Source organism: Pseudomonas sp. CP-1 (assembly GCF_021213715.1).
Taxonomy (GTDB): Bacteria; Pseudomonadota; Gammaproteobacteria; order Pseudomonadales; family Pseudomonadaceae; genus Pseudomonas; species Pseudomonas aeruginosa.
Genome location: NZ_JAJQKY010000013.1, coordinates 168,561 through 195,014, shown reverse-complemented (window position 1 = coordinate 195,014; position 26,454 = coordinate 168,561). Strand labels below are relative to the sequence as shown.

The window sequence follows — 26,454 nt, the reverse complement described above, 5'->3', positions numbered from 1 at the left end:
CCTGGAACACCGCGTGGCCGGCGCCGACGCCAACCCCTACCTGCTGCTGGCCTCGGTGCTTGCCGGGGTACACCACGGCCTGACCAACCAGGTCGAGCCGGGCGCGCCGATCGAAGGCAACTCCTACGAGCAGTTGGAGCCGAGCCTGCCGAACAACCTGCGCGACGCCCTGCGCGAACTGGACGACAGCGAGATCCTGGCGAAGTACATCGATNGCGCCGATCGAAGGCAACTCCTACGAGCAGTTGGAGCCGAGCCTGCCGAACAACCTGCGCGACGCCCTGCGCGAACTGGACGACAGCGAGATCCTGGCGAAGTACATCGATCCGAAGTACATCGACATCTTCGTCGCCTGCAAGGAAAGCGAGCTGGAGGAGTTCGAGTACTCGATCTCCGACCTCGAGTACAACTGGTACCTGCACACCGTGTGAGCATGGGCGGGCGGCTCCGGTCCGGCGCCGCCCGCCCGTTCTTCCGTCGAGGTTCCCACCCTTGCTGAAGGTAGACGGCGGCAAGCCTGCGGTTTCCGCCCGTCCGCCTTCCTTTGCTGTGCATTAGAAAAAGAAGAAATCGAGGCAAGCATACCCATGTCGAATCCTCCCCCCACCGCAGAACGAACCCAGCTTCGCAAGTCCCTCAAGCTGTGGCAGATCGTCATGATCGGGTTGGCCTACCTGACCCCGATGACCGTCTTCGACACCTTCGGCATCGTATCCGGGATTTCCCAGGGACACGTGCCCACCGCCTACCTGCTGGCCCTCGCCGGCGTGCTGTTCACCGCAATCAGCTACGGCAAGCTGGTCCGCCAGTTCCCCACCGCAGGCTCGGCCTATACCTACGCGCAACGGGCGATCAATCCCCATGTCGGCTTCATGGTCGGCTGGTCGTCGCTGCTGGACTACCTGTTCCTGCCGATGATCAACGCGCTGCTGGCGAAGATCTACCTGACCGCACTGTTCCCCGAGGTCGCGCCATGGGTCTGGGTGGTGATGTTCGTGCTGATCATGACCCTCATCAACATCAAGAGCGTGAACCTGGTCGCCAATTTCAACACCGTCTTCGTGCTGGTCCAGCTGGCGATCATCGTGGTCTTCATCGGCCTGGTGATCCATGGCCTGAACAACGGGGAGGGGACCGCCACGGTGCTCAGCACCCAGCCGTTCTTCTCCGAGCACGCGCATCTCTCGGCGATGGTGGCGGGGGCGACGATCCTCTGCTTTTCCTTCCTCGGTTTCGACGCGGTGACCACGCTGTCCGAGGAAACCCGCGACGCCGCCAAGGTGATCCCGCGGGCGATCTTCCTCACCGCGCTGTACGGCGGGGTGATCTTCATCACCGTGTCGTATTTCCTGCAGTCCTATTTCCCGACCAACGTCCGCTTCAAGGAGCCTGACGCGGCGTTGCCGGAAATCGCCCTGTACGTCGGCGGTAAGCTGTTCCAGTCGATCTTCCTCTGCGCCACCTTCATCAATACCCTGGCGTCTGGCCTGGCCTCCCAGGCCAGCGTGTCGCGCCTGCTGTACGTGATGGGGCGGGACAACGTGCTGCCGGAGCGGATCTTCGGCTTCGTCCATCCGAAATGGCGTACGCCGTCGATCAACGTGCTGATCGTGGGCATGGTGGCGCTCTCGGCGATCTCCTTCGATCTGGTGACGGCGACCGCGCTGATCAATTTCGGCGCCCTGGTGGCCTTCACCTTCGTCAATCTCTCGGTGATCGTGCATTTCTATGTGCGCGGCGGGCGCAACCGCAGCCTCAAGGAGCATTTCCACTACCTGGTCCTGCCATTGCTCGGCGCGGCCATCGTCGCGGTGCTCTGGCTCAACCTGGAAAGCACCTCGCTGGTGATGGGGCTGATCTGGGCCGGACTGGGCTTCGGCTACCTGTTCTACCTGACTCGCAGCTTCAGCCGTCCGCCGCCGCGCTTCCAGGAGAGCGAGCTGAGCCCGACCCAGTGAGGCGAGCGGTGAATGGATTCAGCGAAAAAGTGAAGGAAAAAGATTGGTAATCTTCACGAAATTTTCACGGTGACGGGTCAATCATGGACCCATGGCTAACGGACTAGCCCCCCATCTGAAGCCCGCCTCACGGCGGGCTTTGGCTATCTGCAGACAGCGAATTCCGCGTTTTCCCTCCTTTTCACAGGGGTTTCCGGCCTCCCGGCTGGCAATGCACCTGCGACGACATGTCCGAATCCAGACAGAATTGGACGCCCCCAAAAAGCGCAGACACGGCTAGAATCCACGCCGTCCCGATCCGGTTCGATGGCCGTGGCGGGGGAGCCTGGTATCCGCTGGTCGGTGTTTCCTGTGGTGCTGCGCGTCCTTCCCTAGACTACCCGGCTCGCTCGAACCATCCCTTCGCGGGGGCGGAACGGCACAGGGTCGTTCGGCATGGAAGCTGCCTGGGCCGGCCTTCGACACACCTATAAGAGTAGAAATCTGCATGACATACCCTGAACGTCCCCTGCTTCATCTGCTGACGCGTACCAGCCTGGTGGGCCAGATCATCGTCGGCCTGATCGCCGGCCTGCTGCTCGCCAGCTTCTTCCCGGCCGCCGCGCTCAAGGTCGGCTTCATCGGCAAGGTCTTCGTTTCCGCGCTGAAGGCCGTCGCGCCGGTACTGGTGTTCGTCCTGGTGATGGCATCCATCGCCAACCACAGGCAAGGCCAGCAGACCCATATCCGGCCGATCCTGCTGCTGTACCTGGTCGGCACCTTCAGCGCCGCGGTGGTGGCGGTGATCGCCAGCTTCGCCTTCCCCTCGAGCCTGGTGCTGGCCAGCCATCCGGGCGAGATGTCGCCTCCGGGCGGCATCGCCGAGGTGCTCCAGTCCCTGCTGCTGAGCGTGGTGGACAACCCGGTCAACGCCCTGATCTCGGCCAACTTCATCGGCATCCTGGCCTGGGCCATCGGCCTCGGCATCGCCTTCCGCCACGCCAGCGATACCACCCGCAACCTGCTCTCCGAGCTGTCCAACGGCGTCTCGCTGATCGTCAAGGTGGTGATCCGCTTCGCCCCGCTGGGCATCTTCGGCCTGGTCGCCTCGACCTTCGCCGAGTCCGGCGTCGAGGCCCTGAAAGGCTACGCCCACCTGCTGGTGGTGCTGCTCGGCTGCATGCTGTTCGTGGCCTTCGTGGTCAACCCGCTGATCGTGTTCCTGAAGATCCGCCGCAATCCCTATCCGCTGGTGCTGACCTGCCTGCGCGAAAGCGGCATGACCGCGTTCTTCACCCGCAGCTCGGCAGCCAATATCCCGGTCAACCTGCAGCTCTGCGAGCGCCTGGGCCTGCACGAAGACACCTATTCGGTATCGATCCCGCTGGGCGCGACCATCAACATGGCCGGCGCAGCGATCACCATCACCGTGCTGACCCTGGCAGCGGTGCATACCCTGGGCATCGCCGTGGACGTACCGACCGCGATCCTGCTCAGCGTGGTGGCGTCGGTCTGCGCCTGCGGCGCATCCGGCGTGGCCGGCGGCTCGCTGCTGTTGATCCCGCTGGCCTGCAGCCTGTTCGGGATTCCCAGCGAGGTGGCGATGCAGGTGGTGGCGGTAGGCTTCATCATCGCGATCCTCCAGGACTCCGCGGAGACCGCGCTGAACTCCTCGACCGACGTGCTGTTCACCGCCGCCGCCTGCCTGGCGGAGGAGCGCAAGGCGAGCGCCGCCTGATTCGATCCCTGGATCACGGAAGAAACCGCCCTCGGGCGGTTTCTTCGTTTCGCTCCGGCGCGCTTTGACCTGTGCGCCGCGCTGCGGCCTAATGTTCGCCCGTCCTTCCCGAGTTGCCGCATGTCGTCTCCTTCCTTGCCCGACGCCAGTCTCCGCGCCAGCACCCTGCATCTGCCGGCCGGCCCCTGGAGCACCGTGCTCGATTGTCTCTGCGCGCGTTTCCCGGCCATCGACCGCGACACCTGGCTGGCGCGCATGCAGCGGGGCCGGGTGCTGGACGCCGAGGGGCGTGCACTGGGCCCGCAGGCGGCGTATCGCGAAGGCCTGCGTGTGCACTACTTCCGCGAGTTGCCGGCGGAGGCGCCGATCCCTTTCGAGGCGCGCATCCTGTACCGCGACGAGCATCTGCTGGTGGCGGACAAGCCGCACTTCCTGCCGGTGATGCCGGCCGGCGGCTATGTCGAGCAGACGCTCCTGGCGCGGCTGGCCCGCAGCACCGGCAATCGCGACCTGGTGCCGCTGCATCGGATCGACCGGCATACCGCCGGGCTGGTGCTGTTCTCGACCAATCCCGGCAGCCGCGGGCGCTACCAGGCGCTGTTCCGCGAGCGGCGTATCGACAAGTACTACGAAGCGATCGCTCCGGCCTTGCCGCGACTGGACTTCCCGTTGCTGCGCAGGACCCGCCTGGTGCCCGGCGAGCCGTTCTTTCGCATGCGCGAAGGCGAGGGCGAGCCGAACAGCGAGACGCGCATCGAGGTCGCCGAGCGCAACGGCCGCTGGTGGCGCTACCGGCTGTATCCGGTGACCGGCAAGAAGCACCAGCTGCGCGTGCACCTCGCGGCACTCGGCGCGGGTATCCAGAACGACGGGTTCTATCCCGAGCTGCTGGACGCCGAGGACAGCCCCGACGATTACCGGCGGCCGCTCAAGCTGCTGGCCAGGGGGCTGCGCTTCGACGACCCGCTGAGCGGGGAGAGGCGTATGTTCGAATCCGGGCTGCGGCTCGATTGGCAGGTGTAGGCGACAGGCTCGCCAGCGGAATGCTGGCGTACGTCGCCGACCCGGAGCGCATGGCGCGTTTCTATGAGCAGGCGCTCGGCCTGGAGGGCTGCGCGGGCGAGTAGAAGAATCGCCCGCTGTGCGGCTGGACGCGCCCGCCGGAGCGGGCGCGGGTCGCTCAGGGACGCTTGTCCAGCTTGACCACCAGGCGCAGTTGCTCGACGCAACCGCGGCTCTGCTCGATCAGCTTGCCGAACTCGGCGCTGTTGATCTCGTCGTGGTTGAGCCAACTGGTCTTCTGCACTTCCCGGTAGCGATAGTGGTAGCCGCCGTCCTTGGCCGGTTCGGCCTGCAGGTCGATGTCGAACCAGGGGCTGCGGATCTCGCAACTGTGCGCCGGCTCGTCGGTCTTGCCGCCGGACAGGCTGATGTCGTAGGAGGTGATCTGCGGTTCGCCCAGGTACAGCTCGGCCAACTGGCCTTCGCTGCGGTACTTGGCGAACGCGTCCCACTGGCTGGCCAGGTCCTGGCGGTTGTAGAAATACTCTCCGCCGAGCCGGTCGAGGGCGCGGCGGTCGGTAAGCCTGGCACTGATCGTATAGCTGGGCGGCAGCACGAACTGGCTGTCGTCGCGCTCCAGCACGCAGTCGCTGCCTTCCTTGGCGAAGTTGCGGCACAGGTCCTGGTCGGTGCTGGTGCGGCCGCGTTGGCGATCGGCGACGCTGAGCTGCATCAGCGGCGCATTGGAAAGCTCCACGCGCGACTCGACCCGGGCTTCGCCGTCATGGGTGTAATGCTCGCTGCGGGTCACGCGCAGGGTGTCGCCGGGCGCTTCCAGGGGAATCTCGTCGCGCCGCACCTTGCCGTCGGCGCCCAGCACCAGCGCCCAGCGCTGCTGGATGTCGGGCATGGTGCGGCCGGGAGCGAACACCGGGTTGGTCGGGTCCAGCCACCAGGTCTTGCCGTCCACCTCGGCGCGGACGATGGCATGGTTCGGCGCGTACATGCCGGGCACCAGCAGGTCCCAGACCACGTCGCCGCGGCTGACCAGGGTCGGTTCGGCCTTGATCCCGGCGGCCTTGAGCATGGCGGCGAGGAGGATCGCCAGGTCCTTGCAGTCGCCGTAGCCATTGCGCTCGATCTCCGCCAGGGAGAAGGGCACGTAGCCGCGCTCGCTGGCGCGCCAGTCGCCCAGGTAGCGGTAGGTGTCGTTGATGTACTGCATCAGGCCGGCGACCTGCTCGCGGGCCGGCTTGCCCTTCACCGCGGCGACGGCCGCCGCGGCGCCCTTGGGCAGCTCCGCGGCGAGGATCTCGTTGTAGCGCGCGGCGAACGGGCCGAAGTTGTCCTGCAGGTCCAGCGAACTGCCCAGCTCCAGGCGCGGGGTATGGCGCAGGTAGGCGTTGCCGGCTTCGTTGATGTAGTTGGTGTATTGCGGCTTTTTCAGGCTGACCTTGAGGGTCTTCTTGTCGGCGCTCTGTTCGATGCGATAGGCGTCCATCAGCTCGCTGCGCACGAAGATCGGCCGCTCGGCCTTGAACTCGGCGACGAAGCGGTCGTCGCGCACCGGCATCGGCGGGCGGCTGAGGATGTAGTGGAACTGGGTGCTCAGCGGCTTGGCGGTGAAGTGCTCGCGCAGGGTGTAGCTGATGCGGGTGCCGACGCGCAGGTTGGGGAACGCCAGGGAGGTCTGGCGTTCGCGCAGGAAGCCCTGGTCCGGGTTCGGCGCGGTGCGCGTATCGATCTGCGACTGGTCCAGCGGCACCGGCTTGCCGCCGGGCTGGGTCAGCTCGGCCTTCTCCACGATCAGGCTATCGGTCTCCGCGTAGCTGCGATCGATGCGCGAGAGCATCTCGCGGCCGCTCGGCTTGAGGATGGTGAAGCTGTAGGTGCTCACGCAATCGGTGCTGTTGTCGGCGTTGAACTGGCAGCGGAACTCGGTTTCGCCGGCCAGCGGCGCCTCGGCGATCGGTTGCAGCGCGGCGAGGGCCGGGGTGGCGGCGCAGAAGACGCTGGCGGCGAGGAAGGAAGGGGAGAAGGGATGACGGGGCATCGGAGCCTCAGGATGAAACGTTTGAGCGGAACTCCCCGGCGTAGTCGGGCGCAAGGGGGCGCCGGGCGATAGCCGGGGAGATGGACCCTGAATGATAGGTTTTATCAATTCCGCATGTCGACCGGCGGGTCCGGTTATGTGCGGGATGTCGCCGTTGCGATCTTTTCGCCGGCTTCATTCGCCGGGCTTCGCCGTTCTGTGGCAGGCGCACGCCTGTTCCTGGCGCTCCGGAACCGGGTCGTAGCCGCCCGGGTGCCAGGGGTGGCAGCGCAGCAGCCGGCGCGTGCCGAGGTAGCCGCCTCGCAGCGGGCCATGTACGCGGATGGCTTCCAGGGTGTAGTGCGAGCAACTGGGGTAGAAGCGGCAGCGGGGACCGATCAGCGGGCTGATTGCGTACTGGTAGAAGCGGATCAGCCCGATCAGCAGGAACTTCATGGCGAGCCCTCGGCGGGGTTGCGGCGGCGAGCGGGCATTGTAGCGCCGTTGTCGGTCCTCAAGGAGCATTCTCCGCTGCGCAATAAAGGGTCCGCCCGTCGACGAGGCTGCGAGCAGTCGCCAGGCGGCCGCGCAGGCCGGGTTCTTCCGGCGCCAGCGTGCCCTCGCGCCAAGCGCCTCCGCGCAATGGAATCAGTGCCGAACGGCCGTAGCCCGGGCAGTACGCCTCGGCGTCGCCCTCCAGGTAGTCGACGCCGTCCAGGGTCAGCTCGCCGACATTCCAGCGCGCGCCGAGGTAGGCCTGGCGGAACGGCCCGTCGGCAAGAACGTAGAAGCCCCCGCGCACCTTGCTGGCCGCCGTGGTGAAGCCGATGGTGCGGCGCGGTTGTGGGATCACCAGCAGCGGTCGCCGTGGGTCGGCGAAGGCCTCCTGCAACTCGACCAGGCGCTGGCGGGTGGCGCCCATCTCGCGCCGGTAGCGCTCGCCGCGCGCCCGCGCGTCGTCGGGAAGTTCGCTCCAGGCCGGAGGCTGGTCGCGCAGCAGGTAGTCCAGCGGCCAGGTGCCGGCTATCGCGGCTTCCTTCCAGTCCGCGTCGTCGTCGCGCAGGTCCAGCAGCACTCCGGCCAGCGCGCCGATCTCGTAGGCTTCGCTGTCGACGCCGACGCCGATCTCGTTGGCATCGTAGAAGGCCAGCGCGTACTCCCGCAGCGCCTGCCGATAGCGTTGCGGATCCTCGGCGAAATCGGTGCGGTAGCGCGCGGCGGCGGCCATCTCGATGTAGCGCGCGGTGCCTTCGCTGAGATCGACCTGCGCCGCCAGCCGGCTTTCCTCGGGAGCCGCTTCGCGCCAGCGGCGCAGCCAGCCCTGGGCGTCGCTCAGGTAGCTGTCGCGCTGCCCGGGCGTGCGCAGGGCCTGGAGCAGCGACTGGAACAGGGCATAGCGGTATTCCCGCGGGCGCGGGTCGAGCGTGGCCAGGTCGCCGCGATAGCCACCGGGCTTGCGCAGGCCCGGCCAGTCTTCCTGGGCGTAGCGATGGAAGGCTTCGTGCGGGCCGATGGCGGCCAGCGTCTCGCTATTGCCGGTATTGCTCCGCAGGTGCGCGGCGCTGATCTGCAGCAGCACCGCCGGACGGCCCCGGTAACGCGGAAAGGCATAGCTCAGGTCGAGATCCGGGTCGCTGTCGCCCGCCACCGTGGTGCGCTGCGCGCGGCCTTCGGCATCGGCGACCCAGGTACTGCGGCCATCGCTGTAGAGGAAGGCCTTGTCGGCCATCCGCCAGCCGGGCCAAAGTCGTTCGCTGTGCTGGCCGACGGCATGGGCATAGGCCAGGTAGCTGCGGGCGAACGACTCGCTGTCCGTCGCCGCGGCGGGAAGGGACAGGGCAAGCAGGAGCAGGGGCAGGGCTCGGGTCATGGCGGGTACGGTTGCGCAAGGTCGGGGCGACGAAGGTATCCCGCCGCTTCCCGATTGACCGTCGCGGCCGCTGCCGCGTTCCCCTAGGCGGTGTTGCGCGCCCTCGCCAGGTCGCGCAGCGGCGGGGCGCCGAACAGCCGGCTGTACTCGCGGCTGAACTGCGACGGGCTTTCGTAGCCGACCCGGTAGCCGGCGGCGGCCACTTCCAGGCCCTCGCTGAAGATCAGCCGGCGTGCTTCCTGCAAGCGCAGCTGCTTCTGGTACTGCAACGGGCTCATCGCGGTCACGGCCTTGAAGCGGTGGTGCAGGGTCGAGGGGCTGAGGTTGACCACCTGGGCCAGTTGCTCGATGCGCAGCGGCTTGCCGTAGTTCTGGTTGATCCAGTCGATGGCGCGGGTGATGCGGTGGGCCTGGCTGTCGGCGATGGCGATCTCGTGCAGGCGCTGGCCCTGGCCGCTGCGCAGCAGGCGGTAGAAAATCTCGCGGAGGATCAGCGGCGCCAGCATCGGGATGTCGCGCGGGCTGTCCAGCAGATGGATCAGGCGCAGCACCGCATCCAGCAGGCTGGCGTCGATACGGTCGACGTAGAGGCCGCGGTCGCCGCGCCGGCTGGCCACTTCCATGGGCCCGGCGTCGGAGATCAACTGGGTGATTTCCGCCGGGTCGATATCCAGCCGGACGCAGAGGTAGGGCGCGTCCGGCGAGGCGTCGATCACCTGGCCGGCCAGCGGCAGGGTGACCGAGACCACCAGGTAGTGCAACGGATCGTAGATATAGCGTTCCTCGGCCAACTGCACCTCCTTGCGGCCCTGGGCGATGATGCACAGGGCAGGTTTGTGCATGCCGCGCGCCGGCAGGGTGGGGCCGTCGGCGCGGATCAGGGCGAGGGGGTCGACGGCGGTGCCGTAGATACCGTCGCGGGGGCAATGCCTGAGCAGCGACTGCGCCAGTTCGCTCTGGCGCTGGCGCAATTCGGCGGGGAGATCGACGGAAAGAAGCGGGGTGTTTTCGCTCATGCGGGGACTCGCGGGGGAAACCTTCCCAAGACTAGCGCGCGTCGCGGCGACAGGCATCCATCGCGCTGCGCGATGGCAGGATCAGGCAAGCATTCGCCAGGAACAGGCAAGCCAGCTCGTTTCACCGGGCGCAAGCGGATGAGAAAAAACCGGAACGCGGCAGTTTCAGGCAAGAACCCGACAGTATCCGTCTACCGATTCCCCGCGCCGTCCCCCTAATCTGGCTGGCATGGCGGAATCTCCGTCATGCCGATGGGAAATACCTGCAGGGGGACACACCTATGTCAAATCAACAGGCCAGACTGTCATCGGGCGGCGTGCCGCCGGAGCGCGCGCCGGGCGCCTCCCGTTCGCGGTCGCGCGACGGCGCTCTGGTCCCCGACACGCCTTCCCGTTCGCCTGCCGGCCCCGCCGCGGGCGGCACGCTGGCGCGGACCCATCCCGGCAACTGGTAATCGGAGGCAGGGCACATGCGTCACCCTTACACCCCACAGCGGCCGGCCGGCGTCTCGGCGCCGCCGGTCCTTCCACTCCTGGTGCCGCTTGCGCAGCGGCGAATCCATGTCGAGGAGGCAGAGAGCATGCCAGCGTTCAATCGGGCCAGTCACCTGGTCAGCATTCGCGCCCGCAGCGGCCAGTCGCACCGCCTCGGCCTGCGCCTGCAAGAGCTGGCGCAGGCGGGCCAGGCCGCGCCCGGTTGCCTGCGCTACGAACTGCGCCAGGCGGACGGGGACGCCGACCTGTGGCTGTTGCACAGCGAGTGGAGCGATGAAGCTGCCATGCAGGCGTACCTGTCCGGCGACGCCCAGCGGGTCTTCGCCGAGGTGCTCTGGCAAGCGTTGGCGGCGACCCTGGACGTGCAGGAGCGGCCGTTCTGAAACCGGGCGGGCGGATGACGCGGCGCGGCGTCCGCCCGTCCCCCTTGTTCTGGCGTCTCAGCGACCCGGCGCGACCGGCGACTGGTCCGCTCGTTCGTCTTCGACGTCGCGATGTCGCTCGAAGGCGGTCGCCGGCGAGCCATCGGCATTGACCTGCAACACCGCGCGCGGACGGCCGTCCTCGCCAATGAATACCTGGCCGATCCCGGCGCTGTTCCACAGGCGCTCGCCGGCCTGGCTGTGCTGCGGAACGCGCGGGCGGATTTCCAGGCTGCGCCGCTGGGTCAGCCAGTTCAGCGGCGACCAGGGCGCATAGAGCCAGCGGTTGAGGCGGTCGAACCAGTCCAGCAGGCGTCGCGGGAATTCGTTCTTGATCCCGCTGCTGGTGATCTGCCAGAGCCGGGGCCCGCGCTCGCGGTGGCGAATCCGGATGTCGTAGACGAAGGAGTAATGCACGTCGCCGGAAAGGATCAGGTAGTTACCCGGCGTGCGCGAGTGGCGGAAGATGTTCATCATCACCGAGGCCGCGCCGCGATGGGCCATCCAGTTTTCCGCATCGACCAGCAGCGGCTGGCCGATCCAGCTGAAGAGCTTCTGCACGCCCTCGATCAGCTTGACCCCGAACATCGGCGCCGGCGACACGATGATCGCCGCCTTTTCGCCGAGCAGGTCCTGCTGGAGTTCACTCAGCGCCTCCCAGTCCATCAGCCCGGAGGGCCGGCTCAGGTTGCGCTCGCTGCGCCAGCGGCGGGTGCGCGTGTCGAGGACGATCAGGGTCGGGCTGCCAGGCAACCGGTAGTGCCAGTGCTGGAAGTCGAGCAGGGCATCGAGCAGGCGGTCCTGCTCGGCGCAGGGCAGCCGGCCGTCTGCCGCGGCGCCCTCCATCAGGGCCGCGACCGGCGCCAGCCATTCGCCGCAATGCTGCGGGTCGTTGCCCCAGCCCTGGCAGAGCAGGTAGGCGAGCAGGGCGTTGCCGATGATCCGCCGGGAGAACGGATGGCCGTAGGCGGTCAGCTCCCAGCGCGCGGAAAGGTTCCAGTCGTCGGTGATGTCGTGGTCGTCGAAGATCATTAGCGACGAGATATGCGCCAGTGCCCGCGCCACGCCGGGCAGGCCATCGCGGAAGGCTTCGATGTGCCGGCGCTCGTCGGCGAAGCGCTGCGCGTGCCGCGCATCCAGCCCCGGCGGCGGTTCCAGCCTGACCAGGCGCCAGGGCGCCGGCGACCAGACCAGCAGGTACATCGCCAGCACCTCAGCCAGGCCGACCAGATGGTTGTGGGCGTTGGCCGAGGTGAAGATCGGCTTCTTCACCCCGCCGAAGAAGCGCTCGCGCAGGGCTTCGTTGGACTTGAAGGCGGGCAGCAGGTCCTCGCGCCGGTAGTAGGTGGCCGGGTGTGCGTAGAGCGCCTCGCTGTCGTCCACCAGCGCGCCTTCCAGGTGTTCGCCGTACAGGCCGAGGCGGCGGATCAGCCCATGGATGGCCACCAGCATCGGCCCGGCGACGTCGTCGGCGTAGACCTGGTCGCCGCTCATCATCAGCAACGCCGGGCGGCTTTCGGCCTGCAGCAGGTTTTCCTCCAGCAGCCGGTCGACCTGCAGCAGGCCATCGGCCGCCGGGTGATGCGGCTTGCGGCAGGAGCCGTGGAGCAACTGGTCGAGACGTGGCTTGAGCACCAGGCTGGCGCGCTGGCGACCGGGGTAGAGCAGATGCGGCGCCCATTCGGCGATTCCCGCGGGCTCCCGGCCGTCGGCGGCCAGACGCAGGTCGTAGTCGACCAGGCGGGCGCAGGGCAACGGCGGGTCGAGCGCGACATCCAGCAGGTGCAGCCAGGCATGGGTGCCGATGCGGATGGCCGAGTGGGTTCCTTCCGCGAGGCGGATCCGACGCTCCGCCTCGCCTTCGCTGGCGAGGACCAGCTCGATGGTCGTCGGGCATGACGTGGCCAGCCAGAACACCAGGCGCTCGGGCTCTGCGCGGCGCAGCAGGGGGCCGGCCAGGACCAGGGGCAGGGTGTCGTTGGGCGGGGTGTCGTTGGGGAGCGAGGCGGACATTGGTGCGGGCGCTGTCGACGCGGCGAAACAAGCTGACGAGTATGCCGCTTTCCGCGGCTCGCGGCGTTGCCATTTCGTAAGGAATGACGACAGTCGTCGGCGGACGACGATCTTCTAATGCCAAAAAGTTAAGTACACCTTAATTAATATTCTTTTTTGCGTTCTGGCTTCTGCGGCATATTGCCTTCCGCGCAGGCCCCGGCGGTCTGCCATCGCTGTTTGCGGGAGGGACACGTGCAATCCGACGTCGGCGCCGCCTCCCGCCGATCAAGGTTTCGCCTGCCACCCCGACGCCCGGTGGCGCAGGCCCGTAGCACGAGAGTGCGGAATGGGCATGGATCAGACACGCAATCGCCTCGTCGGCCTGATGTTCCAGAACGATTATTCCTGGCTGAGCGGGCGCCTGCGGCGCTACCTCGGCTGCCCCCACAGCGCCGAGGACATCGCCTCGGAAACCTTCCTCAAGGTCCTCGCCCTGCCGGACCCGGCAAGCATCCGCGAGCCGCGCGCGCTGCTCACCACCATCGCCCGCCGGTTGATGTACGACGGCTGGCGGCGCCAGGACCTGGAACGCGCCTACCTGGAAAGCCTGGCCGGGCTTCCGGAGGCCCTCGCGCCGTCCGCCGAGGAGCAGGCCCAGGTGGTGGAAACCCTGCTGCGCCTGGAGCGCATGCTCGCCGGGCTGTCGCCGAAGGCCCGCGCCGCCTTCATCCATAGCCAGATCGGCGGACTGACCTACGTGGAGATCGCCGGCTTGCTGGAGGTTTCCGTCAGCCGCATCCACCAGTACATGGTCGAGGGCTTCAAGCAGTGCTACCAGGTGCTTGCCGAATGAGCCAGGGAAGGCGCGAACGCATCCTCGACGAAGCGGCGCAGTGGATGGCGCTGCTGCAATCCGGCCATGCCGGCGCCGAGGAGCGCCTGGCGTTCCAGCAGTGGCGCCAGGCCGACGCCGAGCACGGTGCGGTGTTCGACCGGCTCAGCCTGGGCTTGCAGTCGTTTCGCGACGAGCCCTTGCACGGCTTGCGCGCCGAGCAATTGATCGGCGCGCTCGAGGCGCCGTCCGCCCGTCGCCGGTTTCTCCAGCGCAGCCTCGCCCTGGCGGCGTTCGGCGTGGCGACGCTGGCGCTGGGGCGGATCGGCATCGTCGGCTTCCCCTGGCCCGGCGACCTGTATACCGGCACCGGACAACGCCAGAGTTTCCGCCTGGAGGATGGCAGCCAACTGGTGCTGGACGCGCGCAGCCGGGTACGCCCCGAATTCGATGGCTACCGGCGTCGCCTGCGCTTACGCGAGGGGCGCCTGCTGGTTGACGTGGCACGGGATCCGGCGCGGCCGTTCGTCGTCGACACCGGGCGCGGCCAGGTCGAGGCGCAGGGAACCCGCTTCCAGGTCAGCGATGACGGTGCCAGCTCGCGGGTGGTGGTGCTCGAGTCGCGGGTGCGGATCACCACGGCCGACGGACGGCAATGCCTGCTGGAGCGCGGCCAGAGCGCGCGTTTCGACGCCTCGGCGATTCTCGCCCGAGGTCCTGCCGAAGGCGGCGAGAGCGCCTGGCTGGATGGCCGGCTGGAGGTCCGCGACCGTCCGCTGGGGGAGGTACTGGAGGCGTTGCGCGCCTATCGCCGCGGCATCGTCAGCGTCGCCGACGACGCGGCGGCGCTGCGCGTCAGTGGTATCTACCCGCTGGACGACAGCGGCGTGGCGCTGGCATTGCTGGAGCAGAGCCTGCCGATCCGGATCGACTACCACGGGCCCTACTGGGTCAGCATCGCCAGCCGCTGAGGCGCGCGCCCGGCGGCGAGCCGGGCGGCGCGACGCTTCAGAACGGTTTGGTCGGCAGGTACTTGCCGTCGAGAGTGATCACCGCCCGCGAGCCGCCTTCCGGGTCCTCGACCTTCTTGATGTCCAGCTTGAAGTTGATCGCGCTGATGATGCCGTCGCCGAACTGTTCGTGGACCAGTGCCTTCAGGGTGCTGCCGTAGACTTGCAGCATCTCGTAGAAGCGATAGATGGTCGGGTCGCTGGGAATGCCGCCGGGAATGCTGCCGCGCAGCGGGATGCTTTGCAGCAGGAGCACCGCGTCGTCGTCCAGGCCGAGTTGGGCGGCGATCTTGCGCGCCGCCGTCTCTGGCAGGGCATGCTGGCCGAGCAGGGCGGCGGTGACGAAGGTCAGGGCGAGACCGGTGCCGTCGGCCAGATCCTGCCAGGACAGGCCCAGGCGGGCCTTGTTCAGGACCACGGTCTCGGCCAGTTGCTGGCGCGCGTTGGGGGACACTTGGCTGTGTTGCATGGGATGACTCTCCTTGCGGGTGGTTGTGAGGGAAGGGATTCAGGCGACCGCCTGCCCGGGTGCGCCGCCTACCGCGCGCACTTCGGGATGCTCGGCGAGGGAGACGAAGCGCCGGCTGGCGCCGTCGAGGGCGTCGATGCGGCCGCTTTCGATGTCGTAGACCCAGCCGTGCAGGTTCAGCCGACCCTGTTCCAGGGCGCGGGCGACGCAGGGGTGGGTGCGCAGGTTGGCCAGTTGGGCGATCACGTTGTGCCGCACCAGGGCGTCCAGCCGCGCCGCCTCGGAGGCGTGTTCGTGGGCGCTGTTCATCGCCCGTGCGGCCTCGGCGTGGTGCAACCAGCCGGCCACCGCCGGCAGCTGGTCGAGACAGGCGCAGGACGCGATGGCGCCCATCGCGCCGCAGTCCGAGTGGCCGCAGACCACGATGTCGCCGACCCCGAGCACCGCCACCGCGTATTCCACCGAGGCGCTGACCCCGCCGGGCTGCGGCCCGTAGCCGGGGACGATGTTGCCGGCATTGCGGATCACGAAGAGTTCGCCGGGCTCGCGCTGGGTCAGCAGCTCGGGGACCACCCGGCTGTCCGAGCAGGCGATGAACAGCGCCTTGGGGGCTTGCCGGGTGGCCAGGGACTTGAACAGTTGCGAGCGCGCCGGGTAGGCGTCGCGCTGGAAGCGGAGAAAGCCGTCGATGATGTCACGCATGGCGCTGGGCTCCTGGCCGTCGAATGGTGGGGCCAGGATGCGCGGATTGAGCCATAGGGTCCAAGACCGGTTTATTATTCCAATCATTGGTCTGGCCTATAGTTGGATGTTTCCATGCTGCTTCGCCACCTGCGCTACCTGCTCGCTGTCGCCGAGCATCGCAACTTCACCCGCGCCGCCGAGGCGCTGCACGTTTCGCAGCCGACCCTGTCGCAGCAGGTGCGGCAACTGGAAGAGCAACTGCGCGTGCAATTGCTCGACCGCTCCGGCAGGAGCGTGCGTCCCACCGATGCCGGCGAGCTGTACCTGCTTCATGCGCGGCGTGCCTTGCGCGAGCTGGAAGCGGCGCAACGGGCGATCCACGAGGTGCGCGACCTCAGTCGCGGCCGCCTGCGCCTGGGCATGACGCCGACCTTCACCTGCTATCTGGTGGGCGCCCTGGTGGATCCGTTCAATCAGCGCTATCCGGGCATCGAGTTGAGCCTCGAGGAGTTGCCCCAGGACGCCCTGGAGGCGGCGCTGATCGACGATCGCCTGGACCTTGGCGTGGCCTTCAGCGAGCCGGGTTCAGTGGAGATCGACAGCCAGCCGCTCTACCTGGAGCGCCTGGGCCTGGTGCTGGGGGCGGAACACCCGGCGGCGGACGCGCCGCTGGCCGCCGCAGCGCTGGCGGAGTTGCCGTTGGCGTTGTTGCGCGACGACTTCGCCACGCGCCGGCACATCGACGCTTACCTGCGCCAGCAAGGGGTGACGGCGCGGGTGGCGCTGGAGGCGAACTCGATCAGCGCCATCGTCGACGTGGTTCGCCGCGGACGGCTGGCCAGCATCCTGCCGGAGGCGGTGGCGCGCCAGCAGGCCGGGTTGCGCTGCGTGGCGCTGCGGCCGGCGCTGCCGACCCGCCAGGTAGCGCTGTTCTGGCGCCAGGGCAGCCACCCCGGTGCCGCGCGCCTGGCCTTCCAGGCCCTGGCGCTGGAGCTCGGCGCCGAGCTGGGCGACGCCTGAGCGGGATCAGCCGCGACTCGGCTGCAACGCCGCGGGCTCCTCGCGGCGCAGGCGCAGGGCCAGGGCGGCGCCGAACAGGGCGAGCAGGGCGCTGAGCGCGGTCACCCATTCGATGCCGCGCGCCTGGCTGGCCAGCAGGCTGGCGGCATCGGCGCCGCGCACCTGGGTGTTGGCCAGCGCCACCAGCAGGGCCAGGCCGAGCGCGCCGCCGATCTGCTGGGTCATCGAGGCCATCCCCGAGGCGACGCCCTGTTCGGCGGGATCGACGCCGCTGGCGGCGCTGACCCACATGGCGGTCCAGGTCATGCCCTGGCCGACGCTGAGGATCACGATGGCCGGCAGCAGCGCCAGGAAGCCGCGCCCCAGCGGCAGGCACGCTGCCAGCAGGCCGAGCCCGAGTGCGCCCAGCAGCAGGCCGGCGACCAGCGTCGCGCGTGCCCCGTGACGGGCCAGCAGGCGCTCGGCGACGCGGATACCGAGGGTGCAGAGCAGAGTCGCCGGGAGGAACGCCAGGCCGGTCTGCAACACGCTGTAGCCGTACACCGACTGGAAGTAGATGGCCAGGAAGTAGTACTGCACGCCGTAGCTGCTCATGAAGATCGCGGTCAGTAGCATCGCCACCTGCAGGTTGCGGTTGCCCAGCAGGCGCAGCGGCATCAGCGGGTCGCGGCTGTAGTGTTCGATGGCGAGGAACGCCAGCAGCAGCGGGACGGAAAGGTAAAGTCCGAAACGTACCGAGGGCGCATCCCAGCCCGACTCGGGGCCCTGGACTAGGGCGAAGACCAGCAGGGTGGCGCCGGCGGTGACCGTCAGCGCGCCGGCCAGGTCGAAGCGCCGGCCGCGCTGGCGCCGGGCGTCGGCCGGGATCAGGCGCAGGGCGAGCAGCGCCGCGGCGCCGGCCAGCGGCACGTTGACCAGGAAGATCGAGGCCCAGCCGAACAGTTCGGTGAGCGCGCCGCCGAGCGCCGAACCGAGGGCCAGGCCGAACGCCGAGGCGATGCTCCAGATCGCCAGGGCGCGATTGCGCGCCGGGCCCTCGGCGAAGTGATTGCCGATCAGCGCCAGGGTCGCCGGGAACAGCAGCGCGCCACCCAGGCCCTGCACGGCGCGGGCGAGGATCAACGGCAACTCGCTCTGGGCCAGGCCGCCCGCGAGGGAGGCGAGGGCGTACAGGCTTTGCCCGAGGACGTACATGCGGCGCCGGCCGAGCAGGTCGGTGGCGCGCCCGCCGAGCAGGAGGAAGCCGCCGAAGGCCACCGTATAGGCGCTCACCACCCATTGCAGGCGTTGCGCCGAAAAATCCAGCGCCCGGCTGATTTCCGGCAGGGCGACGAACACGATGGTGGCGTCGAGGGCGATGATCAGTTGCGCGCAGGCGAGCAGGGCGAGCATCCAGTTGGAAGGGGCGGCACGGTCCGTCACGGCGGGACTCCTGGTCTGGGTTGGGCGCGGCCAGTGTTTCTCATGCTGGAATCGTGATAAATAGCCTCTCCGTCCTTTCACTGATGAAAATAATCATCGATGAGATCGCCATGGACCTGAATGCCGTCAAGTTGCTCGCCCGCGTGGCCGAGACCCGTAGCTTCACCCAGGCCGCCGTTTCCCTCGGTCTGACCCAGTCCGGCCTGTCGCGCGCCATCGGCCGGCTGGAAGCCGAACTCGGCGTGCGTCTGCTGCACCGCACCACCCGCAGCGTCAGCCTGACCCCGGACGGCCAGCTGTTCTACGAGCGCTGCGCACCCTTGCTGGCGGAGCTGGAGGAAGTCGAGAAGTTGCTGGTGGACCGCCAGTGCGCGCCGAGCGGTCCGCTGAAGATCACCACCCCGCAGGCGCTCGGGCGGATCGTGATCATGCCGGCGCTGCGCGAACTGACCCGGCGCTACCCTCAGTTGCAGATCGAGGCGGCGATGACCGATCGCCTGGTCGACCTCACCGAGGAAGGCTTCGACGCCGCCGTGCGTCTCGGCCGGGTCGGCGACGTGCGCCTGATCGCCCGGCCGCTGGCGGCGTTGCGTTGGGTCACGGTGGCGTCGCCGGAATACCTGCGCAGTCACGGCACGCCGGAGCGCCTGGAGCAACTCGCCGGGCACAACTGCCCGACGGTGCGCGACCTGCACACCGGCAAGCTGCTGGAATGGCAGTTCCAGCGCGACGGCCAGCCGCTGAGCCTGGCGGTGCGCGGCGACCTGGTGCTGGACGTGGCCGACGCGCTGGTCGACGCGGCGCTGGTCGGCCAGGGCATCGTCCAGGTGATGGGCTTCATGGCCGAGGAGGCGATCCGCCGGCGTCGACTGGTACGCATCCTCCAGCCCTTCGAACCGCCGCTGTGCCCGGTGTCGCTGATCTACCCGCCGTCGCGGCAGTGCTCGCTGAAGATCGGCGCGCTCTACGAGGAACTGAAGAGCGCGCACTGGTGCGGGGCGCTGACGTACTGACCCGAGGGCGGCAGGGCGGATAACGCCGTGTTCGGACCGGCGGATAGCCGCAAGCGGCTATTCGCCCTACGCGGGGCAAGGCCGGTAGCGGAGCTGGGGAAGATTGTCGGGTAGGGCGAATAACGCCGGAGGCGTTATCCGACGATACGCCGTGCCTGAACCGGAGGAAAGCCGCAAGCGGCTATTCGCCCTACGCGGGGCAAGGCCGGTAGCGGAGCTGGGGAAGATTGTCGGGTAGGGCGAATAACGCCGGAGGCGTTATCCGCCGATACGCCGTGCCTGAACCGGCGGATAGCCGCAAGCGGCTATTCGCCCTACGCGGGGCAAGGCCGGTAGCGGAGCTGGGGAAGATTGTCGGGTAGGGCGAATAACGCCGGAGGCGTTATCCGCCGATACGCCGTGCCTGAACCGGCGGATAGCCGCAAGCGGCTATTCGCCCTACGCGGGGCAAGGCCGGCAGCGGAGCTGGGGAAGATTGTCGGGTGGGGCGAATGACGCCGGAGGCGTTATCCGCCGATACGCCTGTTCGCCTGCGTTTATAAGCTCAGAACAAAGCGTTCCAAGCTGGCCCTGCAAATCTCCCGCGCTCATCGCTCATCCCCTGGAAACCATGTTTTCGGGGGGAACCGAACGATGCCGCACCATGCTCCATCCACACGCCTGCCTTCCAGCCTGGCCCTGGCCGCGCTGCTCGCGGCGGCCTACGCCGCGCCGCCGGAGGCTCGTGCGGAGACGCCCGCGCTCGCCGCCAAGGCGCTCACCTTCGACGTCGCCGCCGGCCCGCTGGACCAGGTGCTGCTAGGCATCTCGCGGCAGAGCGGCTTGCTGATCTCCTTCGAGCAGTCGCTGGTGCGCGGCCGGCAGGCGCCGGCGGTGCGCGGTCCGCTGAGTGTCGACCAGGCCCTGGAACAGGCCCTGCGCGGTAGCGGCCTGCAGTTCCGCCGTTCCGAGCGCGGCGCGGTGATTTCCGCCGCGCCGCTGCGCGCGGCCGTACCGGCGGCGAAGGTGCAGCCGCTGGCGGCGAACGCGGAGCAGACCCTGGAGCGAGTGGTGGTGACCGGCTCGCGGATTCCCCGCGCCCAGCAGGAAGGGCCGTCGCCGGTCACGGTGATCAGCAGCGAGGAAATCCAGAACCGTGGCTACCGCAACGTCTTCGAGGCCTTGCAGACGCAGACCCAGAACACCGGCATGACCCAGGGCGAGGACTACGGCAACACCTGGCAACCGGCGGCCAACGCCCTCAACCTGCGCGATCTCGGCCCCAACCACACGCTGGTGCTGATCAACGGCCGGCGCGTCGCCGACTACCCGACCGCCTATGGCGGCTCGGTGAACTTCACCAACCTGGCGAACATCCCGGCGGTCATGATCGACCGCATCGAGATCCTCAGCGGCGGCGCCTCGGCGATCTACGGCTCGGATGCCATCGCCGGGGTGGTCAATATCGTCCTGAAGAAGAAATTCGATGGCGTCGACGTCAACCTGCGCGCCGGCACCACCGAGCGCGGCGGCGGCGACAACCAGCGCCTGCAACTGGTCGGCGGCGGCGCGACGGGCGACTTCGAAGGTCTGTTCGGCCTGCAGGTCGAGCAGCGCCAGCCGGTCTGGGCCAACCAGCGCGGTTTCATGGACAGCTACCCGGACGGCAACAACGTCGGTTACCGGCTGAACCCGCAGAGCGGACGCTACCTCGGCGACGCCTCCTGCGCCGGCCTCGGCGGCCTGTTCGGCGGCAACGTGGCGCCGGTGCCGGGCGCCAGGGGTGGCTATCGCTGCATGACCGACCAGTACTACAACAACTACTGGACCCTGCAGACCAAGAAGGAAAACTATGACGGCTACGCCGGCGGCACCTGGCACCTGAGCGACAGCGGCAAGCTGTTCGCCGACCTGCTGTTCGGCTTCGACCACCTGCAGAACAATACCCGCGGGCCGTCCTTCACCTCGCCGGACTTCATCAATGCCTCCAGCGGCGACCTGGAGCGCTGGTACCGGCTGTTCTCGCCCGAGGAGATCGGCGGCAAGAGCAGCAACAACAGCAAGTGGCGCGAGGTGTCCTGGACCGGCACCCTCGGCTACAGCGACCGCGTCGCCAATACCTCCTGGGAATACGAACTGGCCGCGACCCGCTCCGAGTACCGCAGCGACCGCACTACCCGCTACACCCCGGCGGCCGGGATCCTCGACCTGTACCTGGGCCGCAAGCTCGGCGAACGCGATGGCTACCCGGTCTACGATCCCGATCCGGCGCGCCTCGGACGTCCGCTGAGCGAGGAAGAATGGCGCAGCCTGCGGCGCAACGTGACCCAGCACAGCGAGTCCTACTCGCAGACCTACAGCTTCACCGGCAACGGCGAGCTGTTCGACCTGCCGGCCGGCCCGGTGGCCTTCGCCGGCGTGCTGGAGGTGGGCAAGCAGGGCTACAGGATCCGCCCCGATTCGCAATACAACGACGGCTCCCTCTACAACGTCTCCAAGGCCAGCAGCTCCGGCGGCTCGCGCGACCGTTACGCCGCCGGCGGCGAATTCAGCATCCCGCTGCATGACACGCTGCTGGCGTCCGCCGCCGGCCGCTGGGACCAGTACAGGTTCAGCGGTCGCACCGAGGAGCAGACTACCTACAACCTGGGGCTGGAGTGGCGCCCGCTGACCAGCCTGCTGCTCCGCGGCAGCTACGGCACCAGCTTCCGCGCGCCGGACCTGAACTACATCTACCAGGCCGACGCCAACGGCTACTACCCGGCGCAGAAGGACTACTACGGTTGCGAGAAAGGCGTCGACGGCGCTTGCAAGAACGGTCGGGTCGACTACGTGCAGAGCGGCACGCCCGACCTGAAGTCCGAGCGCGGGCGCTACTGGAGCTACGGCTTCGTCTGGTCGCCGTCGAGCAGGTTCGACTTTTCCGCCGACTACTACCACATCCAGATCGACGACCTGCTGACCACCCTCGATCCGGACAAACTGCTGCGCGACGAGGCGGCCTGCCGCAGCGGCGGGCTCGATCCGGACTCGGCGCAGTGCCGCGACACCCTGGCGCGGGTCGAGCGCAACGCCGGCGACGCCAGCGTCGATCCGAATCGCCTGAACAAGGTCTACGTCAATGCCATCAACGCGGCCAAGGAGCGCACCAGCGGCATCGACCTGCGCAGCAACATCCGCTGGGGCGCCGGCGACTACGGCGCCTTCTCCTCGACCCTCGGCTACACCCTGGTGTTGTCCCACGACTACCAGCAGTCCGACGACTACCCCAGCGAGAACCAGCGCGACAGCCTCGACTCCCACGACTGGCGCAGCAAACTCAACGCCAGCCTGACCTGGGACTACGCACAGTTCACCTCGACGCTCTTCGCGGTGCGCTACGGCAGCGTTACCAACGCCGCTGGCAGCGGGCGCCTGAGCCCGTGGACGGTGTTCAACGCCAGCGCCCGCTACCGGCTCAACGAACGCGCCAGCGTCGGCCTGACGGTGAACAACCTGCTCGACCAGATCAAGGAGGACGACTCCGATGGCTGGCCGTACTATCCCACCGGCAACTACGACGCCATGGGCCGCCAATGGTGGCTGGACTTCAGCTATCACTTCGGTGGTTGAGCCATGCCCGGACGCATCCTGGTCTTCGCCTGCTGCCTGCTCGCCAGCCTGGCCCGCAGCGAGCCGCGCCATGCCATCACGCTCTACGACGAGCCGGCGAAATACCCGCCGGGTTTCCAGCACTTCGACTTCGTCGACCCGCAGGCGCCCAAGGGCGGCAGCCTGCGGCGGATGGAAAGCGGCAGCTTCGACACGCTGAACCCCTTCGCCAACCGCGGCACGCCGATCAGCATGACCCAGGCCGCGCTGATCTACGAAACCCTCGGCTTCCAGTCGCTGGACGAGCCGTTCACCGAATACGGCTACCTGGCGCGCTACATCGAGAAAGCCCCGAACAACAGCTGGGTGCGTTTCCATATCGATCCGCGGGCGCGCTTCAGCGACGGCGTGGCGGTCACCGCCGAGGACGTGAAGTTTTCCTTCGACAGCCTGGTCGAGCAGGGCAGCCCGTTCTGGCGCGCCTACTACAAGGAGGTCCGCGAGCCGGTGGTGGAGGACCGCCTGCGCATCCGCTTCGACTTCCGTCATGCCGGCAACCGCGAACTGCCGCTGGTGCTGGCCCAGCTCTACGTGCTGCCCAGGCATTGGTGGCAGGGACGCGACTTCAACCGCAGCAGCATGCAGCCGCCGCTGGGCAGCGGACCTTACCGGCTGGAGAAGGCCGAGGCGGGGCGTTCGGTGAGCTACCGGCGCAACCCCGACTGGTGGGCTCGCGACCTGCCGGTCGGGCGTGGCCTGTACAACTTCGAGCGGATCCGTTTCGACTACTACCGCGACAGCGGCGTGGCCTTGCAGGCGTTCAAGGCCGGGCAGGCCGACATCAATGTCGAGACCAGCGTCAAGGCCTGGAGCAGCGGCTACGACTCGCCGGCCCTGCGCGATGGCCGGTTGCGCCAGGAGAGCTTTCCCTACCCGTACCCGGCCAGCCTCCAGGGCCTGGTGTTCAACCTGCGCCGGCCGCTGTTCGAGGACCGCCGGGTACGCCAGGCGCTGAGCCTGCTGTTCGACTTCGAATGGACCAACCGACAGCTCTTCGGCGGTCGCTACAAGCGCCTGCGCAGCTATTTCGACAACTCGGAGATGGCCGCTCGCGGCCTGCCCGGCGCCGACGAACTGGCCTTGCTGGAGCCGCTGCGTGGGCAGATCCCCGAGGAGGTCTTCGGCCAGGCCTACGCTCCGCCGGTGAACGACGGCAGCGGCGATATCCATGAGCGCCTGGTGCAGGCCTACCGCCTGCTCGGCGAGGCCGGCTGGCATGCCGTCGACGGACGCCTGCTGGATACCGCCGGACGGCCGCTGCGCTTCGAACTCTTGCTCCAGGGCAAGGGCCTGGAGCGCGCGCTGCTGCCGTTCCAGCGCAACCTGGCGCGGATCGGCATCGATATGCGCCTGCGCCAGGTGGACGCTTCGCAATACATCGAGCGCATACGTGCGCGGGACTACGACATGATCGTTTCGAGCTTCTCCCAGTCCAATTCGCCGGGCAACGAGCAGTACAGCTTCTGGCATTCCTCCAGCTACGCCGATCCCGGCGGCTACAACCGCATCGGCCTGAAGGACCCGGCCATCGACCGGCTGGTGCAGGCGGTGGTCGAGGCCGACTCGCGGGCCGCCCTGGAAACCGCCGTGCGCGCCCTCGACCGGGTGCTGCAATGGGGCTACTACCTGATCCCGACCTGGTATTCCGACGAGGTCTGGATCGCCAGCTGGAATCGCTTCGGCCGACCGCCGCAGGCGCCGCGCTACAGCCTGGGGCTGAACACCTGGTGGGAAGTCCGCGAGCGGGCCGTGCCGAGCCGGGAGGCGCAGTGACATGGGCGGCTACCTGTTGCGCCGCCTGGCGCTGATCCTGCCGACCCTGCTGGGCATCCTGCTGATCAACTTCGCCATCGTCCAGGCCGCACCCGGCGGGCCGGTGGATCAGGCCATCGCGCGCCTGCAGGGCGTCGACGGCGGTGGCCCGCTGGGGCGTGGCGGGGAGGGTGGGCATGGCGCTCTGGAACCGCAGCGCCACGGCGAGACCGGCATCGACCCGCAGCTGGTGGCCGCCTTGGAGCGCCAGTACGGCTTCGACAAGCCGCCGCTGCAACGGCTCTGGCTGATGCTGTCGAGCTACGCCCGGCTGGATTTCGGCGAGAGCTTCTACCGCGACGCGCGGGTCGTCGACCTGATCGCCGAGAAGCTGCCGGTCTCGCTGTCCCTGGGCTTGTGGGCGACGCTGATCACCTACCTGGTGTCGATTCCCCTGGGGGTGGCCAAGGCGGTGCGCCACGGCAGCGCCTTCGACCTGTGGAGCAGCGCGTTGGTGGTGGTCGGCTATGCGGTGCCCGGCTTCCTCTTCGCCATCGTCCTGATCGTGCTGTTCGCCGGCGGCAGCTACCTGGACTGGTTCCCCCTGCGCGGCCTGGCTTCCGAGGGCGCCGAGCGCCTCGGCGCGTTGGCGCGTTTCGCCGATTACCTCTGGCACCTGGCGCTGCCGGTGGGTTCGCTGGTGGTCGGCGGTTTCGCCAGCCTGACCCTGCTGACCAAGAACAGCTTCCTCGACGAGATATCCAGGCAGTACGTCGCCACCGCTCGCGCCAAGGGCCTCGGCGAGCGCCGGGTGCTCTACGGCCATGTGTTCCGCAACGCCATGTTGCTGGTGGTGGCCGGGCTGCCGGCGGCGCTGGTCTCGGTGTTCTTCACCGGGTCGCTGCTGATCGAGGTGCTGTTCTCCCTCGACGGCCTCGGCCTGATGGGCTACGAAGCGGCGCTCGGCCGCGACTACCCGGTGGTGTTCGGCAGCCTGTTCATCTTCACCCTGCTCGGGTTGCTGGTGAAGCTGGCCGGCGACCTGGCCTACAGCCTGGTCGACCCGCGCATCGACTTCGCCGCGAGGAGACAGTGAGATGGCCATCGTCCTTTCCCCGCTGCACCGCCGCCGCCTCGCCGCGTTCCGCGCCAACCGCCGCGGGCGCCTGGCGCTGCGGCTGTTCCTCGCGCTGTTCGTCGCCTGCCTGGTCGCCGAGCTGATCGCCAACGACCGCCCGCTGCTGCTGGAATACCGTGGCCAGTGGTTCCTGCCGGTGCTGCGGGACTATCCGGAAACCGCCTTCGGCGGCGAGCTGCCGTTCCCGCCGGACTACCGCGGTCGCTTCATGAGCGAACGCATCGCCCGCGACGGCTGGGCGCTGTGGCCGCCGATCCGCTTCGACGCCCGCAGCATCAACTACGCGCGCCCGGCGCCGGCGCCGCCCTCGGCGGAGAACTGGCTGGGCACCGACGACCAGGGCCGCGACGTGCTCGCGCGGGTGATCTACGGCCTGCGCCTGTCGATCCTCTTCGCCCTCGGCCTGACCCTGGCCTCGTCGTTGCTGGGAATCTGCGCCGGCGCGGTGCAGGGCTACTACGGCGGCTGGATCGACCTGTTCGGCCAGCGCTTCATCGAGGTCTGGTCGGGTCTGCCGATGCTTTACCTGCTGATCATCCTCGCCAGCCTGGTGCAGCCCGGGGTCGGCTGGCTGCTGGCGATCATGCTGCTGTTCTCCTGGACCAGCCTGGTCGACGTGGTTCGCGCCGAGTTCCTTCGCGGTCGTCACCTGGAGTACGTCAAGGCGGCGCGGACCCTCGGCCTCGGCGACGCCGGGGTGATGTTCCGGCACATCCTGCCCAACGCCATGGTTGCGACCCTGACCTTCCTGCCGTTCCTGCTCTGTGGCGCGGTGACCACCCTGACCGCCCTGGAATTCCTCGGTTTCGGCCTGCCGCCCGGCTCGCCGAGCCTTGGCGAACTGGTCGGGCAGGGCCGTGACAACCTCCAGGCGCCCTGGCTCGGGCTGACCGTGTTCGTGGTCCTGGCGACCTTGCTCAGCCTGCTGGTGTTCATCGGCGAAGCGGTGCGCGACGCCTTCGATCCGAGGAAATGAG

20 protein-coding genes and 2 pseudogenes are annotated in these 26,454 nt (G+C 68.3%); 14 read left to right on the top strand and 8 right to left on the bottom strand.

The window, feature by feature from the left end:
• The 5 genes and pseudogenes from LT948_RS23525 to LT948_RS23505 all read left to right on the top strand — a co-directional run.
• Positions 1-211 (top strand): annotated as a pseudogene (locus tag LT948_RS23525) (glutamine synthetase); the annotation flags it as partial.
• 4 nt (positions 212-215) lie between these two features.
• A pseudogene (locus tag LT948_RS23520) lies at positions 216-431 on the top strand (glutamine synthetase); the annotation flags it as partial.
• Positions 432-587: 156 nt separating this feature from the next.
• A complete protein-coding gene (locus tag LT948_RS23515; protein WP_003088677.1) occupies positions 588-1,958 on the top strand; it encodes an APC family permease in 1,371 nt (456 codons plus the stop codon).
• A gap of 487 nt (positions 1,959-2,445) precedes the next feature.
• Complete coding sequence (gene sstT, locus LT948_RS23510) at positions 2,446-3,675, top strand: serine/threonine transporter SstT (protein ID WP_003088680.1); 1,230 nt, start codon at positions 2,446-2,448, stop codon at positions 3,673-3,675.
• A 120-nt stretch (positions 3,676-3,795) separates the two neighbouring features.
• Complete coding sequence (locus LT948_RS23505) at positions 3,796-4,698, top strand: RluA family pseudouridine synthase (protein ID WP_014603788.1); 903 nt, start codon at positions 3,796-3,798, stop codon at positions 4,696-4,698.
• Positions 4,699-4,855: 157 nt separating this feature from the next.
• Here the strand turns inward: LT948_RS23505 and LT948_RS23500 are convergent, their stop codons facing one another.
• From LT948_RS23500 to cmrA, 4 genes are all read right to left on the bottom strand, one after another.
• A complete protein-coding gene (locus tag LT948_RS23500) occupies positions 4,856-6,730 on the bottom strand; it encodes a DUF3857 domain-containing transglutaminase family protein (RefSeq protein WP_003088690.1) in 1,875 nt (624 codons plus the stop codon).
• Positions 6,731-6,904: 174 nt separating this feature from the next.
• Positions 6,905-7,165 (bottom strand): membrane protein insertion efficiency factor YidD, encoded by a 261-nt coding sequence (yidD, locus tag LT948_RS23495; protein ID WP_033995569.1) that lies wholly within the window; start codon positions 7,163-7,165, stop codon positions 6,905-6,907.
• A 58-nt stretch (positions 7,166-7,223) separates the two neighbouring features.
• Positions 7,224-8,579: a hypothetical protein gene (locus LT948_RS23490; protein WP_033995568.1), complete on the bottom strand. Its 1,356-nt coding sequence runs from the start codon at positions 8,577-8,579 to the stop codon at positions 7,224-7,226.
• Positions 8,580-8,662: 83 nt separating this feature from the next.
• The gene (gene cmrA / locus LT948_RS23485; RefSeq protein ID WP_023094082.1) at positions 8,663-9,595 is read right to left on the bottom strand and encodes an AraC family transcriptional regulator CmrA; all 933 of its coding nucleotides are present in this window, start codon (positions 9,593-9,595) and stop codon (positions 8,663-8,665) included.
• A 581-nt stretch (positions 9,596-10,176) separates the two neighbouring features.
• On the opposite strand from cmrA, the gene LT948_RS23480 reads away from it, so the two are divergent.
• Positions 10,177-10,473 carry an antibiotic biosynthesis monooxygenase family protein gene (locus LT948_RS23480; protein ID WP_003088696.1) on the top strand — a complete coding sequence of 99 codons (297 nt, stop codon included), beginning with the start codon at positions 10,177-10,179 and terminating at the stop codon, positions 10,471-10,473.
• Between the two features lie 57 nt (positions 10,474-10,530).
• Here LT948_RS23480 and LT948_RS23475 read toward each other — a convergent pair whose 3' ends face one another.
• Entirely contained in the window at positions 10,531-12,525 is a 1,995-nt protein-coding gene (locus tag LT948_RS23475; RefSeq protein WP_031636211.1) for an alkaline phosphatase D family protein, read from the bottom strand.
• A 328-nt stretch (positions 12,526-12,853) separates the two neighbouring features.
• Between LT948_RS23475 and LT948_RS23470 the strand changes: the two genes are divergently transcribed.
• Positions 12,854-13,360, top strand: coding sequence for a sigma-70 family RNA polymerase sigma factor (locus LT948_RS23470; RefSeq protein ID WP_003088700.1), 507 nt, complete (start codon positions 12,854-12,856; stop codon positions 13,358-13,360).
• Entirely contained in the window at positions 13,357-14,310 is a 954-nt protein-coding gene (locus tag LT948_RS23465; RefSeq protein ID WP_003088702.1) for a FecR family protein, read from the top strand. Before LT948_RS23470 ends, LT948_RS23465 begins: the two co-directional genes overlap by 4 nt.
• A gap of 37 nt (positions 14,311-14,347) precedes the next feature.
• Here the strand turns inward: LT948_RS23465 and cynS are convergent, their stop codons facing one another.
• Positions 14,348-14,818, bottom strand: coding sequence for a cyanase (gene cynS / locus LT948_RS23460; RefSeq protein WP_015503016.1), 471 nt, complete (start codon positions 14,816-14,818; stop codon positions 14,348-14,350).
• A gap of 39 nt (positions 14,819-14,857) precedes the next feature.
• Positions 14,858-15,520, bottom strand: a complete 663-nt coding sequence (gene cynT / locus LT948_RS23455) for a carbonic anhydrase CynT (RefSeq protein ID WP_003111901.1) — start codon at positions 15,518-15,520, stop codon at positions 14,858-14,860.
• A 114-nt stretch (positions 15,521-15,634) separates the two neighbouring features.
• Between cynT and cynR the strand changes: the two genes are divergently transcribed.
• Positions 15,635-16,522: a transcriptional regulator CynR gene (cynR, locus tag LT948_RS23450; RefSeq protein WP_003114874.1), complete on the top strand. Its 888-nt coding sequence runs from the start codon at positions 15,635-15,637 to the stop codon at positions 16,520-16,522.
• 6 nt (positions 16,523-16,528) lie between these two features.
• On the opposite strand, the gene LT948_RS23445 is transcribed toward cynR, so the two are convergent.
• A complete protein-coding gene (locus LT948_RS23445; RefSeq protein ID WP_046720660.1) occupies positions 16,529-17,914 on the bottom strand; it encodes an MFS transporter in 1,386 nt (461 codons plus the stop codon).
• Between the two features lie 140 nt (positions 17,915-18,054).
• On the opposite strand from LT948_RS23445, the gene LT948_RS23440 reads away from it, so the two are divergent.
• The 5 genes from LT948_RS23440 (at position 18,055) to LT948_RS23420 (ending at position 26,453) form a co-directional block, all read left to right on the top strand.
• Complete coding sequence (locus LT948_RS23440) at positions 18,055-18,957, top strand: LysR family transcriptional regulator (RefSeq protein ID WP_023094081.1); 903 nt, start codon at positions 18,055-18,057, stop codon at positions 18,955-18,957.
• A 633-nt stretch (positions 18,958-19,590) separates the two neighbouring features.
• Complete coding sequence (locus LT948_RS23435; protein WP_019485467.1) at positions 19,591-22,548, top strand: TonB-dependent receptor; 2,958 nt, start codon at positions 19,591-19,593, stop codon at positions 22,546-22,548.
• A gap of 3 nt (positions 22,549-22,551) precedes the next feature.
• Positions 22,552-24,360 (top strand): extracellular solute-binding protein, encoded by a 1,809-nt coding sequence (locus LT948_RS23430; RefSeq protein WP_033995567.1) that lies wholly within the window; start codon positions 22,552-22,554, stop codon positions 24,358-24,360.
• 1 nt (position 24,361) lies between these two features.
• Positions 24,362-25,435, top strand: a complete 1,074-nt coding sequence (locus LT948_RS23425; protein ID WP_033995566.1) for a microcin C ABC transporter permease YejB — start codon at positions 24,362-24,364, stop codon at positions 25,433-25,435.
• Between the two features lies 1 nt (position 25,436).
• Positions 25,437-26,453 (top strand): ABC transporter permease, encoded by a 1,017-nt coding sequence (locus LT948_RS23420; protein ID WP_073656899.1) that lies wholly within the window; start codon positions 25,437-25,439, stop codon positions 26,451-26,453.
• Position 26,454: the final 1 nt, after the last annotated feature.